The following is a 15677-nucleotide window of genomic DNA, read 5'->3' as shown; positions in this document are numbered from 1 at the left end:
GCTTGTCAATCAGCTGTTGCGATGATCGCCGGTACGGGGCATTCGCGCCATGGCCCTGCGATAGCCGCGCCGTCCGAGAGCGCCGAGCAATGGCAGGGTCAGCCCCAGCAGCCTGGGGGCCAGCATACAGAGCCTCCCGAAAATGCCGTCCATGGCGGGCAGGTAGGTTTCGGTGTGCGGACGGGCGAGCTGTGCCGTGACGGCGCGCGCAACATGATCGGGGTCGAGCGGTGTGCTGACATAGTTGAGCATCGACCCTCCCTGTTGCATCTCGCGTGCCAGCATCTCGGTCTGAACCGCTCCAGGAAACACCGTGCTGACCGTGATTCCGCTGTGGCGCATCTCCTGAGCCAGAGACAGGGCAAAGCTGCGCAGACCTGCCTTGGAGGCGGCATAGACCGCACTGCCTGCCAGCGGCATGACGGCCGCCATCGAATTGACGAATACCACATGCCTGTGCGGTCGATGATCTTGCAGGGACATGAGCGGCAGAAGCTGGCGTGTCAGCAGGATCGGGGCGGTGAGATTGAGGGCAATCTGGGCCACCAGATCGGCGTCCTGCGCCTCTGCCACGGAAGAGGGGGTAATGGTTCCGGCGCAATGGATGAGCGCATGGAGGGCCGATCCCTCTTGCTGGAGACATGTGGCAGCCTCGGCAAGAGATGCCGTACTGCCCAGATCGCAGGGGAGGTGCCGCAGACCCGGTGCGTCGAGGGCGGGTCTGGAACGGCACAGAGCTATTACGCGATACCCTTCGGCCAGCAGGCGCTGCGCCGTGAGGATACCGATCCCGCCGGAGGCGCCGGTCAGCACCACGAGCCTGCCAGGCAGCGCTGAGAAGGCCTGATCGTGCGTTTGCGGATCAGGGCGGCCGGTCGTCACATCGGAAGTATGCGGGGGAAGGGAAGCCGTCATGCGCTTCGTCTTACCCGTGAATGTCAAAGCACGACATGCGGATTCGGCGAGGTGTGGCGTTTTTAATCTGAGGCTCCGAGGCGTGGCCCTGCGTTACCCCCATTGTCGGGCGCAGGGCGGGGCATTTCGGCAGATGTCTCAGTTCAGGCGACCGAGATTGCGGAAATCCTGCTTTGTCTTGTCAGACAGCGCTTTCATGCGCTGATGCTGCTCTTTCTGATCAGAGCGGAACTGATCGATACGCTGGGTCCGTTCCTGCTTGATCTCGTTCAGCTTGTTCTTCTGGTCGTCGATCTTGTTCTGGATCTTCTGACGCTCGCGCTCGGGGGCGTTGGTGTATTTGTCACGCAGGTCGGTCAGCTTCTTTTCACGGGCCTCAGCAGCTTCGTGATTCTTGTTCTGCCAGTTCTGCACGCGGTCATTCAGGCAGTTTTCCTTATTGGCCAGTCGACCGATCATATCGTTACCGGAAGTATTGTTGTTGCATCCGGAAGTCTGCGCATGGGCCAGTGGCGCTGATACAAGAGCTGTCAGGGCCAGGGCGGGCAGAAAACGTGTCTTGAACATGAGTCCTCGCAGTCAAATACCGTTCGATGTCAATCAATGATCTCAATGTGTCGAATATGCGGCGCAAACTGGAGCGTTTTAGCGGCGATTGCCGCTTTTTACCGAACGCTCGCGCATTTTCTGCAGCATTTCCCGTGCCGGAGAGAGATCAAATTTGCGCGCCTGCACATAGCCGCGCTCGACGCATGCAGCGCGCAGGGCAGGCTCTTCGATCAGGCGCAGCAGCGCCTGTTCGAGGGCATCGCCCTCATCCGGTAAAGCCAGAAGGGCGGCATTGCCGACCACCTCGGGCAATCCGCCGCGCGGCGAGGCAATCACGGCGGCACCGCTCGCCATGGCTTCGAGCGCGGTGAGGCCGAAGGGCTCGGGCCAGCGGCTGGGGACCACCACGATAGAGGCTGCGGCCATCGCTTCAAGCACCTGATGATGCATCTGGTAGCCGCATAACGTGATTCCTGCCGCGTTCGCGCTCGCTTCAACCCGGTCGACGAAGGTGGTGCGGGGCGAATTGAAGCGAAAGCGATCGGCGCCGATCATGATGGCGCGCCAGCCTGGCGCCTGTTTGCTGACGGCAGCCCAGGCCCGCACGAAGGCATCGGCACCCTTGTCAGACACCATGCGCCCGGCAAAAAGCACGAGCTTCGCCCGTTCGGCAGGCGGCGTGGGCAGGGTTGTGAGGTCTAGGCAATTGGGCATGACCGTGACCGGCCCGTCATCCAGATCTTCCAGATAGCGACGGCGCAGCCAGAGCGACACGACGAACACACGCACATGCTGCATGAGTTCTTGTCTCTGGCGCGGGCGACGCGCGCCATGCATGTCCTGTGGGTCGTTATGCAGGATCAGATGCACCGGAATGCCGCAGCGGCTCAGGGCGCGCGCCAGGGCAGGGCGGTTATGGACCTCGATCAGATCGGGCTTGTGACGCTTGATCTCGCGCTGGCAGGCGATGCGATAGCGCGTACCGTCACGCCGCCAGCGGTGAACCCCACCTGGTTCGCTCACGGCCACGAATTGCCCACCGGGCAGGGGTGTGCCGGTGATCTCGGTGCCGATCACGATATCCTCGGGAGAAGCGAGCCGCGACACGAGCAGAGCGATGGCGCCAGCCCGGTCGGGCGCATAGCCTTCCCGCCGGGGGAGTACGGTCAGAACCTTCATGGTTTCAGTCGTAATCCGTTGCCAGATCCGGCTGGTCGTGATGGTCGAACATGCGCTGCAATTGATGCGGCAGCAGGCGTGTCAGGGAGAGATCGTCGGGCAGGGTTTCCCTGTCGAACCAGCCGATCCCCGATGTTTCCAGATTGTCGATGCTCGGACTGCCGCCGGTGAGGCGACAGAGATAGAAGACTTTGGCACAGCTGTAGATATCGGGCGGATGGCCCTGCCTGTTGCGATCCCATAGCGCGGCGAGACGCACGATCTCAGCCGTGTAACCGCTCTCTTCCAGCACTTCCTTGAGCGTGTTCTCCGCTGTGGTGTAATTCACATCGGCCCAGCCACCGGGCAGGGTCCAGCGATCCTGATCGATGGCCTCGCGCACCATCAGGATCTGTCCCCGGTCATTGAACACCGCACCGCGCACATCGATCTTGGGGGTGGCGTAGCCCTTCTCGTTTTCCAGAAGGCCCAGCACGGAATCCGGATCGCCCTGCCCCAGTGCCCCGATCATCTGGGAGGCAAGCTTCCTGAGCTGTTCGTAGCGCTCTCGGTCATAGGGGTTCTGGCAAAAGGTGAGCCCGTTCTGGGCGATCGCCTGAACATCGCGTGCCCAGGTCAGCCATTGCGGTTCGCTCATGATGGGGTCCTTCTGCTTATGGGATAGCTTAGCGTGTAACGGCGCGTGCGTAAAACCACATCCCCTTGTGATATCGGTGGTTATGGGTCACGCCCGTGGCGTATTCCTGTGGCAATTGCATGAAGACTCACGGACGCGTCGGGGAAAGGGCGGGGCTGGAACTTGAGTCTGATGCCCTTATTTGCCACATGGAGGGCCACTCTTCATGACGCCCGAAAGACGGAACTCCACGTGAAAATCAACGGCACGCCCTATCGCAGCGTCTGGCGCGACGCACAGGACCCGCAGCTGGTTCATATCTTCGATCAGACCAGGCTCCCCTGGACACTGGATATTCTGGCGCTGCGGGAGGAAGAGCAGGTGGCGCACGCCATCCGCACCATGCAGGTACGCGGCGCGCCGCTGATTGGGGCTGTCGCCGCCTATGGGCTTGCCTTCGCGCTTCAGAAGGATGCGACGGATAAGGGGCTCGAAGACGCTGCAGCGCGTCTGGTCGAGACGCGCCCGACCGCCATTAATCTGCGCTGGGCCATCGAGCGTATGGTGGCCCATCTGAAACCCGTTACCCCGGAAGCGCGTGTGGCGGCGGCCTATGCCGAAGCCGATGCGATTTGCGACGAGGATGTGCAAGTCAATGAATCCATTGGCCGTCACGGTCTCGAATTGTTCCGCACCCTTTGGGAAAAGCGTCGCCCCGGGCAGGAACGCCTGAATATTCTAACCCACTGCAATGCAGGATGGATTGCGACCGTCGATTGGGGAACGGCACTCGCGCCGATCTATATGGCGCATGATGCGGGTCTGCCCGTGCATGTCTGGGTGGATGAAACCCGTCCGCGCAACCAGGGCGCCTTGCTCACCGCATGGGAGCTGGGCGCGCATGGCGTACCGCATACCCTCGTCGCCGATAATGCGGGTGGCCATCTCATGCAGCATGGTGAGGTGGATCTGGTGATCGTCGGCACGGATCGCGTGACTCGTCAGGGTGATGTGGCCAACAAGATCGGCACCTATCTCAAGGCGCTGGCCGCTCATGACAATAACGTGCCTTTCTGGGTGGCGCTGCCCTCCTCCACACTCGACTGGCGCGTGACCGATGGTGTGAAGGAAATTCCCATCGAGGAACGCTCGGGCGAGGAAGTGACCTATGTGCATGGTCTGGACGAGCAGGGTCAGGCCGCCCGCATCCGCGTCACACCGATGAGCACGAGCGCTGCCAATCCGGCCTTTGACGTTACGCCGGCGCGCCTCGTCTCAGGGCTCATTACCGAACGCGGACGTTGCGACGCCAGCGCTTCCGCCCTAGCCGCTCTGTTCCCCGACCAGGCCGGCTGAGTTTTCTGCGCTTGCACCGGCGCCTCGATCCTGAGGGGATATGGTCGAGGCCTTGCCCCTGGAGGTCAGGGGCGGCACTTGACCGCAGCGCCGCACTCGTTCCTATCTCCCTGTAATGAACCGGCGCTGTTCGGCGCTCGTTGCGCATACAGGGAGTAGAGAATCATCATGGGCGCCGGACTGTCTTCTTTCTTGCCGATTGCACAAAGTCACGCAGGCGCACCGGCGCGAATAATTCTCGCGCTCGGTGTTGCTGTTCTGCTCTCGGGCTGTGCGGCCAATACCGCTCAACCCGTGGCTCAGAATCCGGCCCAGACGCCCATGGCCCAATACGCCAATGGACGTGTCGGAGCCTATGGGTATGACGGGCATGTGCCCGATTTTGCCTCGCGCAATTTTGTGCCGTTCAATCGTCAGGATGTCGTAGCCATCGCCATGCGCGAATGGCGCATGTTTGGCAGCCCCGTCAGTGATGATGATCCCGAGGACCGGCCCGAGCCCAGCGCGCCCTCGCTGAAGCCGGAACGTATCCCGGGGTTGTGGCAGCGCGTCGGGGAGTATTGGTGGATCGGTCAGGACCCGTACGAAACGGAAGTGGCGTGGAGTGGTAAATACAACGCCGACGGCCAGCTTTTCCGCCCTGAGAACGACGGACATTATGCCTGGTCGGCCGCCTTCATCTCCTATGTGATGCGTGTGGCTGGGGCCAATGATCGCTTCCCGTATTCGCCCAACCATTCGACCTATATCAATGCGGCCGCATCGGGTCAGTCCACCGGGCTGCGCGCCCAGGACCCCAAGACCTATGCGCCGCAGCTGGGTGATCTGCTTTGTGTGGGACGAGGCAAGAGTCGCAGCGTGACCTTTGCCATGCTGCCCACGTCATACGGCTTTCCCTCGCATTGTGGCATCGTCGTTGCCACGCATCAGAATGCTCCGCCCTTTGGCAATGAGTTGAGCATCATCGGCGGCAATGTGGATGACACAGTGGCGCTCACCCATGTACCGACCGATTCGAACGGAGCGCTCGCGACGGCAGAAGGCCAGTTCTATGATACGCGGTATCCGTGGTGTGCCGTGCTTCAGGTGCTGTACGATGCAGATCGCGAGCCCGATAGCGGCCAATAACCCGTAACCCAGTAACCCGGCGATCCCGGCCTGTACGAGATGTCATGACCGATGAGACGACGCCAGATCTGCCCCTGATCTGGCTTCCCTATACCCAGATGAAAGAGGCGCCCGCGCCATTGGTGGCGCAGCGTACCGAGGGTACGCGAATCCATCTCGAGGACGGGCGGGTTCTGGTCGATGGTATCGCCTCATGGTGGACAGCCTGTCACGGCTACAACCACCCGCATATTCGCGCACGCTTGACGACGCAGCTCGATCTCATGCCCCATGTGATGCTGGGGGGGCTGGTACACGAACCCGTGCGCGAGCTCTCCACCCGTCTGGCGAGCCTTCTACCGGGAGATCTGGATCACTGTTTCTACACTGATAGCGGGTCGGTTGCGGTCGAAGTCGCCATGAAAATGGCCATCCAGTATTGGATCAATCGCGGGGTAACAGGCCGCACGAAGCTTTTGTCTTTCCGCGATGGCTATCATGGTGACACTTTGGCCACGATGTCGGTCTGTGACCCGGAAGAAGGCATGCACAGCCTGTTTGCCGGGGTTTTTCCTGAGCAGGTCATTGCCGATTTGCCGCGCGACGAGGCCGGTCTCGACTCACTGGACGACCTGCTGAGCCGGAGAGGCGATCAGATTGCCGCCATTATCGTCGAGCCGCTGGTCCAGGGGGCGGGAGGCATGATCTTCCATGCCCCTGAGGTGCTCGTCCGCCTGAGAGAGCTGGCCGACAGGCACGATGTCCTGTTGATTCTCGACGAGATCTTCACCGGGTTCGGTCGCACCGGCACGATGTTTGCCTGTGAGCAGGCCGGGATCGTGCCTGATATCATTACCCTCTCCAAGGCTCTGACCGGCGGAACGATCGCTCTTGCCGCCACAGTGGCGCGGCGCCATGTGTTCGAGGCGTTCCTGTCCGATGCTCCTGGCGCGGCGCTCATGCATGGCCCGACCTTCATGGCCAATGCCCTTGCCTGTACGGCGGCTTGTGCCTCGCTCGATCTGTTCGCTCGCGAGCCAAGACTGGCTCAGATCGCAGCTCTTTCCGCTGGTCTGAAATCCGGACTCGAGCCCTGTCGCGCCCTGCCCGGCGTGCGCGATGTGCGCGTGCTTGGTGCCATTGGCGTAGTCGAGCTGGATCAGATCGAGGATATGACGCGACTCAAGGCTGCCCTCGTCGCTCTTGGAGTCTGGGTACGGCCCTATCGCACCATTCTTTATCTGACACCGGCCTTCACGATCACGCCCGAGGATCTGTCTCTTCTTACCGGAGCGGTCATCCAGGTGATTAGAGACGGTGCTTTTCGGAAAATCGCGTGACGGCGATCAGGGAAATATCCCCATGCCCCAGACACTCAAACCGCCGTTTACCCTGGACTCCGCCCGTCTCAAGGTGCGTCGCGCCGAAGATGGCTGGAACAGTCGCAACCCCGGGCAGGTGGCCCTGGCCTATAGTCCCGACAGCGTCTGGCGCAACCGGAGTCAATTCCTGCAAGGCCGAGAGGCCATTATCGCGTTCCTGACCCGGAAATGGGAGGAGGAGCGCGACTACAGGCTGATCAAGGAGCTTTTTGCCTTTCAGGGCGCGCGTATCGCCGTACGATTTGCCTATGAATGGCACGATCAGACGGGGCAGTGGTTCCGGTCCTACGGAAACGAGAACTGGATCTTCGATGGCCAGGGGCTGATGTGCTGTCGCATGGCGTCGATCAATGACCTGGCGATAGAAAAGGCGGATCGTCTTTTTCACTGGCCGCAAGGTGCCCGACCGGATGACCATCCCGGCCTGAGCGATCTGGGTCTCTGATATCTCCGGATTTCGGTCGGGGTGAAAGACGCTATCACGCCGGGTTTCCCCTCCCTGCGGGGAAGGGGAATCTTATGAGGACATCGGGGGCGGTTGGCTGTTGGGCCTCGATGCCTAGTTCAGAACTGCGCAGGCCACGCGGGCGCCAGCGCCACCGATCGGCTGGGTGGTATAGTCGTCCGGGCTGGTATGGATGATCAGCGCCGAGCCATCGGCATCTTTCAGGGCCGGGCGCCCCTCGACGCCATGAAGGGAGACGAGGGTGGAATAGAACTCCACCGTCGCTGTGCCATCCTTCGCGACATAGAGATTGGGCAGATCGCCGGCATCGGTCGCATTCGGGGTCAGCAGACCGTGCACAACCGGTGTAACCGCGTGGACGTGACCGCCCGCGCTTGTGAATTTCGGTGGGACACAGCTACCCTTCTCGTGAAAATGCATGCCATGCCACCCGGGAGCCAGACCTTCTGCAACCACGCGAAGGATCACGCCTTTCGGTGCGTCGGTCACGGTCACGGTGCCATGGGCTTTGCCGTCATTGCCGAGCAGCGCACCAGACGCCGTATCGGCAGCTTGGGCGGACGAGGCCTGAGTAAGCGCAATCGTTACGAGTGCGCCGGAAAGGGCGAAAAGAGAGACGGCCTTGAGCAGGGCTGAACGCATGGTGGGAGACCTCGAGCTGGGGGGCGACAAGCCGCCACCGGGGAAAATCTGTGCGAAAACGTCACGAGACTGCCTGAGTTGAGAAGGCTTCGCAATCCTGCCGCAAGGCCTGGAATGTGCGCACTGTGCAACGCGACCGGTTCTTCTCGGTCGCATGATTCAGCCAAACAGGGCATGGTCCCTCGAAACCTCGTAGGAAAACTCTTCATGTTGGCTCTGAGACCGAACTGCGAATGCTGTGATCGCGACTTGCCGCCGGAGGCGCTGGATGCGCTGATCTGCTCCTTCGAGTGCACATTCTGCATTCGCTGCGCAGAAACCCGTCTCGGGGGGCATTGTCCGAATTGCCAAGGCGAGCTTGTACGACGCCCGATCAGACCTGCCATTCATCTTGCGCAAAATCCAGCTTCGGGTCAGCGGGTGCTAGGGGCGTGTTCCGACCCTCGTTCCTAAAACGGAATTTTCTAACGGCGCTCCCAGCTCTTTGATAGCGTTCGGTCGAGAGAGGGCAGGGAAGCGCCAGACGCTTCCGATTGCCAGCATGATCGCTGCGGAGAATGGATCGTCATGGCCAAGAACGCACCCGGGACGTCTTCCGGGTTGGTACGCTGGCTTGGGGTTGTTTCCCTGCCGTGCCTGCTTCTGGCCGGGTTCGCGGCTGCAGGCGGATGGTTCAGCCCGCATCGGGTCACGCAGAACACCCTCCTTTCCGCGCTTCAGGGGGTGGATGGCAAGCATCCGGGTTTCAGGCGTAATCATGCCAAGGGCGTCCGCGTTGCAGGTTGGTATGAGGGGTCAGGCGCTGCCGCGGCGCTCTCGACCGCCTTTGCGTTTCGGGCGGAGAGAGTGCCCGTGATCGGACGGTTCGCGCTGGCAGGCGGTATGCCGTATCAGGGCGATGCTCCAGGAAAAGTGCGCAGCATGGCGCTGAGCCTGATGGCCCCTGACGGACAGGAATGGCGCATGGGGCTGAATGACATTCCGGTATTTCCGGTGAGCACGCCGCAGGAATTCCAGGCGCTTCAGAAGGCGGTACGTCCTGATCCGGTCACGGGCAAGCCCGACCCCGGCGCTGTGGCCGCATTCCGCCAGGCCCATCCCTGGCTGGCAGCGGCCGGGATGGCCCTGGCGCGCCGTCAGGTGACCTCGGGGTTCGAGAGTGACACCTATCGCAGTCTGAACAGTTTTATCCTGCAAGACGCGAAAGGGCAGACCCATCCCGTTCGTTTTGCCATGGTGCCTGAGGAGCAGCATTTTACCGAAGCTCCGGAGCAGGGGAAGGACTCCCTGTTCCAGCAACTAGATGAGGCCCTTTCCTCGCACCCGCTGCGCTGGAATTTGGTTTTGACCCTTGCGGGAAAGGGAGAAAATGTGCGTGATCCGAGCCGCCAATGGTCCCAGAACGACCAGCAGATCGAGGCTGGCACGCTGACGCTCGACAGGATCGAGAGTGAGACCACCGGAGCATGCACAGGAATCACCTTTGATCCTCTGATCCTGCCGCCCGGCATTGCGCCTTCGGATGATCCTGTGCTTCAGGCGCGCTCGGCTGCCTATATGCGCTCATTTGCCGAGCGCTCACGCGAGGGCCGTCCTGTGCCGTCCTTCTCGCCCTCGGCCCCGACCCGGCCAGATAGCCCTGCGACAGTTCCGGTCCCGGAGAAGGCCTCATGACTCCCCCTCTCGTTTTCGCACGGAGCGCACGGTTCCTGCATTGGCTCATGGCCGTGCTTGTTCTGATCATGCTTTTCGTGGGTGTCTTCATGGCATCCAGTGTCGGGCCCGCCTATCATGCCCTCGTTGCCTTTCACCGGCCTCTGGGGCTGGCCATATTGATTCTGGCCCTTCTGCGGTTGCTCAATCGCATGCTCAATCCGCCGCCCGCCTTGCCTGGAGATCTTTCCCCGGTTCTCGTTCTGGCTGCGCATGCGTCGCACTGGGCCCTTTACGGGCTGATGATCGCGCTGCCTCTCATCGGCTGGGCCATGCTCTCTGCGGGGGGCTATCCTGTTCCTCTTTTTGGTAGCGATGTGCTGCTACCGCCCATCCTGCCCAGAAATGCGGCACTGTGGGGTTGGCTGCGACTGGCGCATACCATATTGGCTTTCGGGCTCTTCGGTCTGATCCTCGCGCATAGCGGTGCGGCGCTCTTTCATGGGCTGATCCGGCGCGACACTGTTCTGCGGAGCATGATGGGCCAAAGGAAGGCCCCTTCAGTCTCTTCCAGCCAACCGACGGACTGACCCCAAGGGATCTGGCGCGCTACGCGGGGGGAATGGCTCTTTCCGTCGCAATTCTGCCTCCGTGCAGCAGGGGCGCCTGGAAAGGACGGCTTGTCGCTTCAGCCTGCCCCGCATCACCGGCGGCAAGACAGGCTCATCTTCTCCTGGTGCGACGCTGATGCCCTGCACAGCACACGACATGCGTCTCTTCACGACGCCTGGAATATTGCTCTCTATGCGCAGAAGCGACGCTTGGCACCGTCCACGCCCCTACGGAAAAAGTGCTTTTGAGGCCTTTTCAGAGTTCATACGCGTGTTCTGCCACAGCGTGATCGGGTGCGTTTTCAGGGAAGAGCGCCTGATCAGCGCGCGCGCGCAGCACAGGCCTGGAGAACGCCATAAAAAAAGGCGACCCGAAGGCCGCCTTTCTCGCTGAACGACCGACGGACGCTCAGTCTTCGATCTGGAACGACAGACCTTGACCGCCAGCGGCCAGATGCGCACCGCGCGTGGCCGTCGTGATCTTGATCTTCACGCCATTGCTGTTGCTCAGAATGGCGCCGCCGATCCCGCGGTCGAGTGTGGCATCGCCGTTCAGGGCGCCATAGCCACCATCGAAATCATGCAGGTTCTTGAGGTTGTAGACGACGCCCGTGGCCTCGATCTTCGAGAAGCCCACAGCGGCGATGTTGCCGCCAGAGATCTTGAAACGATAGGTCTTGTGACCAAAGGTCAGTGTGCCCTGGCCCCAGGTATAACCGATACCGACATCAGCCGATTTGGCGGTCAGGGTAATCTGGCCGACCGGCGTGCCCAGTGCATCGGGTGCCTTGGGTGCTGCATGCGCAACCGGCATGATGGCCAGAGCCGCAGCGGCGAATGTCGAGGCGGCGAGGGCCCGGCGGGTGTATGCGCGCATTGTTGTTGATCCTCTCAGAATGGGAAGGCTTGTGCAGCGTTAACACTGTGATGCGTTAACACACCGATCCGGTTTTCGTTCCCGTGCGGGGGATGCGCTCGCGAGACGGTGAGAGGGTGCCGCCTTCCATCGAGGTAGAAATGCCTCGTCGTGCGGGCGCGTTTTCCCAGCCCCTCCTCGGCGTCCCGCATTCGGATGCAGGCGCGTGAGGGCCGGATTTTCATTTCGCGCCTTCGGCACTGGCCATCACGTTTGTGTTATTATGGCTGCGTCACGAGGAGGGGACTGAGGCGGACAGGCCGATACCATCGCGAGGGCGGGATCGATGCGGGGCTTCTCTGGCAAAGGCGGGAAGCCCTGTTTCACTGGGGTTCGGATCGTCCCCCCGCACCGTTTGCTGGGTGCACGAAAAAGCTTACTGGCCTGCGGGGAAGCGATGGATCCCCAATCGGTACTCGAATATCTGCATCAGGCGACTCCTCGCTCGAGAATGCCACAGGGCATCGCCCTGCCTGGCCATACACGCGCAATTCTGCGCCCTGCGAGCGTTCTGGCGGCACGTTTTTCTGATCGTAGGAATGCAAAGGAGGCAGCTCGGCTTGCTCTCTTCACTTCCCGGAGGAGGGGATCGATCCGGTGCAGAAGAGAGTATGGCGTGGGTTGCAGAGATCCTGGGTTGGGCCGGGATCTGACGGTGAAGGATCCGGAATAGACACGCGCGACTATCGGGCCCGGTCCTCGCTTCATGAAAAAGCCTCTAATAGGAGTTGTGGTGTCCTTTTTCTGGAGCCCTAACAGGTAATCAGCGGCTCTCTTGCGCCATATGCTGGGACGAGGCATCACCGAAACCATGACAAGAACAGATCGTCTCATCTCGGCACTCGACCGCCTCGGTATCGGGATGACGCTGCTTATGCCGGTGTTTCTCACCCATGGCAGGGTCTTTTCCGAAATTGCGATGGACGTGCTGGCAATCGGTCTGCTCATACGCTCCGGTCTGGGCTCGGGTCATTCGACAGAGGCGCGGATCGGCTGGGGCTGGGGACGACAATTCTGGGTACGCGTGGCCCTTCTCTGGTGGGTCTGGCAAATCGTCTGCTCCCTGCCGCATATCGGACTAGGGTCCTCTCAGGCCCTGACCCAGGCCTGTCTGGCAATTCGCTTCCCTTTGATGGCGGCGGCCATGCAGGTCTGGACATTGCGTCTCCCTTCCGTGCGGGGGGCGATGCGCTGGGTGCTCGTGATCTGCTGCCTCTACTTCGTCCTGCAATTCGTGATCCAGGCGGTGTTCGGCCATAATCTCTTTGGTTATCCCCGCTATATCGATGGAACATTGACCGGGCCTTATGCCCATCCGCGCGCTGCGGCGCCTTTCTCGCGACTCGTCCTGCCCGTCATGATGCTGGGTTGCGCCGGGCTCGTCGCCCGCAGCCGAAGCCAGGGTATCCCGCCTGCGCGCGCGATCCGTCTGCAGGGTTTTGTCGCAATGAGTCTTCTGGCCATTGCTGTCATGGCGCTGATGGTGCTCGCCGGGCAACGCATACCGACGGTCCTTACTGTGCTGGGAATTGCCGTTTGCGCGGCCTTTTATCGACCGATGCGCCCCGCAGCCATCGTGGCGGCCTGCAGCTTGCCGGTTCTGGTCCTGATGGTCCGCTTTCTTGCGCCGCAGGCATTTCATCATCTGGTCATTCTCGCGGCCGATCAGATGACGCATTTCTGGCAGTCGCAATACGGCCAGGTCTTCACCCGCGCCATTATCATGGCCCAGTATCATCCGGTGACGGGCCTGGGTTATGACGCCTTCCGCCATGCCTGCTCCCACCCGATCTACCATCACGGATTGCCATGGTTCAACACGGAGGTGGATGGCGGCGGGCGGACCATCTGCGTGCAGCACGCCCATAATCACTATCTGCAGGCGCTGACCAATGCGGGCGTACCCGGGCTGTTTCTCTTCAGTGGATTCGTGTTCGCCTGTCTGCGTGCCCTCTGGCCGTGGCGCGGGGCCCACCAGGCCTGGCGTATCGGCCTTTTCGCCGCGTTTTTCGTGCAGGAATGGCCGCTCGCCTCAGCCAGTGATTTCCTGAACCTTCCTCTGGGGGGATGGGCTTTCATGTTGCTGGGCGTGGGGCTTGCCGAAGCCTGGCACCGCATCGACGACGCTCCGGAACCCGAGGCCGGAACGCATGCGGGGAGCCCGATCGTGCTGCGTCAGGGCTGAGCAACGCGCGCGCTGAAGTCTGCCTCTGTTCCTCGCCTCTCCGCCACCCTATATGCTGAGCCGACCATAACTCTTCGCGAAGATCCGGAGTGCCGATGTCCGAAACCAAGATCCCTGTCACTGTTCTCACCGGCTTTCTCGGTGCCGGGAAAACCACCCTGCTCAATCACATCCTCTCAAGCGAACATGGACGCAAATATGCGGTGCTCGTGAACGAGTTCGGCGAGCTTGGGGTCGATGGCGATCTGGTGGTCGACGCAGATGAAGAGGTGTTCGAGACCAATAACGGCTGCATCTGCTGCACCGTGCGCGGCGATCTGATCCGTATCCTGGGTAGTTTGCTGCGTCGGCGCGGCAAGTTCGACGGTATCATTGTTGAGACCACCGGGCTTGCTGACCCAGCTCCGGTGGCCCAGACTTTTTTTGTGGACGAAAACCTGCGCGAGAAGTCCCGTCTCGACGCCGTCGTGACCGTCGTGGACGCCTATAACGTGATCCAGACCCTTGATGAGAGTCCCGAGGCCATTCGTCAGGTCGCGTTTGCTGATGTGATCATTCTCAACAAGACCGATCTGGTGGATGAGGCCGGGCTCGAGGCCATCGAAGCCCGTCTGCGCGGGATCAATGCCAGCGTGCAGATCCATCGTGCCCGGCACAGTGCCGTGGCGCTCAGCACGGTGCTCGACCAGGGCGGGTTCGATCTCGAACGTGCCCTCGAAACCATGCCCGACTTCCTCGAGAATAATGAGCATTCGCATGAGGAAGGCGTGACCAGCATGTCCTTCTCTGTTGCGGAACCGCTCGACGAGCAGCGCTTCCAGGCCTGGATCGGTGCGATCCTGCAGGAGCAGGGTGCGGATATCCTGCGCTCGAAGGGCATCATGCATTTTGCAGGCAAGGAGGAGCGCTTTGCGTTCCAGGCCGTCCACATGATGGCCGATGGCGATTTCATCGGGAAGGGCAAGGAGGGTGACAGCACGGAATCGCGCATCGTCTTCATCGGCCGCAATCTGAACCGTCCGCAGCTGCGCCGTGGCTTCGAGAGCTGCCGCGCATGAGCGAGATGACTGAACTCCTCGCCACACGTGGCGCGGAAAAGACCATTGGCTCCCCTGTCACAGCCGTCGCCTGCGCGCGCGACGGACAGACCTTCGCGCTGGGTACGGTCGAGGGTGAGATCTTTCTCATCCCTGTGGCCGGGCTCAAGCTTCCCGAGACCTGGCTACGTATCGAAGCCCATGACGGCGCTGTGCTCTGTCTTGCTCCCGATACCGGCAAGGCGGGGTTCGTGAGTGGCGGCGAGGATAACCGTCTGTGCCGTACCCTGCCCGATGGCACGGTAACCGCATTGCACAAGGGCCGTCGCTGGGTCGAGTGCGTGGCGACCACCACCGAGCACATCGCTTTTTCCGTCGGCAAGCAGCTCGAAATCCGCAATGCGTCCGGTGATACGACGCTCAAGACGCTCGAACACCCCTCGACCGTTACCGGCATCGTTTTCGATGCCAAGGGCAAGCGCGTCGCGGCCTCGCATTATAATGGCGTGTCGATGTGGTTTGTAGGCGCGAAGGTGGATACGGTGCGCCCGCTCGAATGGAAGGGCAGCCACACCACGCTCGCCATTCATCCCGCCGGCGAGGCGCTTGTTACCGCCATGCAGGAGAATGACCTGCATGGCTGGCGCCTGTCCGACAGTCACAACATGCGCATGAGCGGCTATCCCAAGCGCGTGACCTCGCTTTCCTTCACCCGTAATGGGCGCTGGCTCGCCACATCGGGCGCTGATGCCATCGTGCTCTGGCCCTTCTTTGGCGGCGGCCCGATGGGCAAACCGCCTACCGAGCTCGCCCGGCTGCCCGGCGTGTTCTGTTCCGCCGTCGCGGCACATCCCAAGAACGATATCATCGCTGCAGGCTTCGAAGACGGATCGGTCCTTCTCGCCGAGCTCGGCTCAGAACGCGTTTTGCCCATCTGCCTCGGCAAGCGCGGCAAGGTAACCGGTCTGGCCTTCTCCCCGCTGGGTGGTGTCATGGTGTTCGGTACGGATGATGGCGTGATTGCTGCCATCGATCTCTCCTCGGCCAGCTGAGGCGCCCGGGA

Annotated in this window: 16 protein-coding genes; 10 read left to right on the top strand and 6 right to left on the bottom strand. The window is 61.5% G+C overall.

Translation table 11 applies throughout. The features are described 5' to 3' along the window. Positions 1–9: 9 nt before the first annotated feature. The 4 genes from C0V97_RS11065 to C0V97_RS11050 all read right to left on the bottom strand — a co-directional run bounded on the left by C0V97_RS11065 (position 10) and on the right by C0V97_RS11050 (position 3280). Positions 10–915: an SDR family oxidoreductase gene (locus C0V97_RS11065; protein WP_127102649.1), complete on the bottom strand. Its 906-nt coding sequence runs from the start codon at positions 913–915 to the stop codon at positions 10–12. Positions 916–1053: 138 nt separating this feature from the next. Continuing rightward, positions 1054–1482 carry a hypothetical protein gene (locus C0V97_RS11060; RefSeq protein WP_127102648.1) on the bottom strand — a complete coding sequence of 143 codons (429 nt, stop codon included), beginning with the start codon at positions 1480–1482 and terminating at the stop codon, positions 1054–1056. A gap of 78 nt (positions 1483–1560) precedes the next feature. Continuing rightward, positions 1561–2643 carry a glycosyltransferase family 4 protein gene (locus C0V97_RS11055; protein ID WP_127102647.1) on the bottom strand — a complete coding sequence of 361 codons (1083 nt, stop codon included), beginning with the start codon at positions 2641–2643 and terminating at the stop codon, positions 1561–1563. A gap of 4 nt (positions 2644–2647) precedes the next feature. After that, a complete protein-coding gene (locus C0V97_RS11050; RefSeq protein ID WP_127102646.1) occupies positions 2648–3280 on the bottom strand; it encodes an NUDIX hydrolase in 633 nt (210 codons plus the stop codon). 231 nt (positions 3281–3511) lie between these two features. Between C0V97_RS11050 and mtnA the strand changes: the two genes are divergently transcribed. From mtnA to C0V97_RS11030, 4 genes are all read left to right on the top strand, one after another. Next, positions 3512–4615: an S-methyl-5-thioribose-1-phosphate isomerase gene (gene mtnA / locus C0V97_RS11045; protein ID WP_127102645.1), complete on the top strand. Its 1104-nt coding sequence runs from the start codon at positions 3512–3514 to the stop codon at positions 4613–4615. Between the two features lie 168 nt (positions 4616–4783). Next, positions 4784–5743 carry a DUF2272 domain-containing protein gene (locus C0V97_RS11040; RefSeq protein ID WP_127102644.1) on the top strand — a complete coding sequence of 320 codons (960 nt, stop codon included), beginning with the start codon at positions 4784–4786 and terminating at the stop codon, positions 5741–5743. Positions 5744–5787: 44 nt separating this feature from the next. Continuing rightward, on the top strand, positions 5788–7062 hold the full coding sequence (locus C0V97_RS11035) for an adenosylmethionine--8-amino-7-oxononanoate transaminase (RefSeq protein ID WP_127102643.1): 1275 nt from the start codon (positions 5788–5790) through the stop codon (positions 7060–7062). Positions 7063–7084: 22 nt separating this feature from the next. After that, positions 7085–7549 carry a nuclear transport factor 2 family protein gene (locus C0V97_RS11030; RefSeq protein ID WP_127102642.1) on the top strand — a complete coding sequence of 155 codons (465 nt, stop codon included), beginning with the start codon at positions 7085–7087 and terminating at the stop codon, positions 7547–7549. A gap of 114 nt (positions 7550–7663) precedes the next feature. Here C0V97_RS11030 and sodC read toward each other — a convergent pair whose 3' ends face one another. After that, positions 7664–8212 (bottom strand): superoxide dismutase[Cu-Zn], encoded by a 549-nt coding sequence (gene sodC / locus C0V97_RS11025; protein WP_127102641.1) that lies wholly within the window; start codon positions 8210–8212, stop codon positions 7664–7666. Positions 8213–8326: 114 nt separating this feature from the next. On the opposite strand from sodC, the gene C0V97_RS11020 reads away from it, so the two are divergent. The 3 genes from C0V97_RS11020 (at position 8327) to C0V97_RS11010 (ending at position 10455) form a co-directional block, all read left to right on the top strand. Beyond that, positions 8327–8665, top strand: a complete 339-nt coding sequence (locus tag C0V97_RS11020) for a DUF1272 domain-containing protein (protein WP_370265474.1) — start codon at positions 8327–8329, stop codon at positions 8663–8665. 114 nt (positions 8666–8779) lie between these two features. Continuing rightward, positions 8780–9886, top strand: coding sequence for a catalase family peroxidase (locus C0V97_RS11015; RefSeq protein WP_127102639.1), 1107 nt, complete (start codon positions 8780–8782; stop codon positions 9884–9886). Then, entirely contained in the window at positions 9883–10455 is a 573-nt protein-coding gene (locus tag C0V97_RS11010) for a cytochrome b (RefSeq protein ID WP_127102638.1), read from the top strand. The genes C0V97_RS11015 and C0V97_RS11010 overlap by 4 nt, the downstream gene beginning before the upstream one ends. A gap of 430 nt (positions 10456–10885) precedes the next feature. Here the strand turns inward: C0V97_RS11010 and C0V97_RS11005 are convergent, their stop codons facing one another. Next, on the bottom strand, positions 10886–11353 hold the full coding sequence (locus C0V97_RS11005) for a hypothetical protein (RefSeq protein WP_127102637.1): 468 nt from the start codon (positions 11351–11353) through the stop codon (positions 10886–10888). 850 nt (positions 11354–12203) lie between these two features. Between C0V97_RS11005 and C0V97_RS11000 the strand changes: the two genes are divergently transcribed. The 3 genes from C0V97_RS11000 (at position 12204) to C0V97_RS10990 (ending at position 15666) form a co-directional block, all read left to right on the top strand. Beyond that, complete coding sequence (locus C0V97_RS11000) at positions 12204–13577, top strand: O-antigen ligase (protein WP_127102636.1); 1374 nt, start codon at positions 12204–12206, stop codon at positions 13575–13577. 95 nt (positions 13578–13672) lie between these two features. Next, on the top strand, positions 13673–14635 hold the full coding sequence (locus tag C0V97_RS10995) for a GTP-binding protein (RefSeq protein ID WP_127102635.1): 963 nt from the start codon (positions 13673–13675) through the stop codon (positions 14633–14635). 5 nt (positions 14636–14640) lie between these two features. Next, the gene (locus C0V97_RS10990; RefSeq protein WP_127102680.1) at positions 14641–15666 is read left to right on the top strand and encodes a WD40 repeat domain-containing protein; all 1026 of its coding nucleotides are present in this window, start codon (positions 14641–14643) and stop codon (positions 15664–15666) included. Positions 15667–15677 lie beyond the last annotated feature (11 nt).

Source organism: Asaia sp. W19, assembly GCF_003994335.1.
Taxonomy (GTDB): Bacteria; Pseudomonadota; Alphaproteobacteria; order Acetobacterales; family Acetobacteraceae; genus Asaia.
Note: the sequence above shows the minus strand (reverse complement) of the source record. Positions and strands in the feature narration are given on the sequence as shown.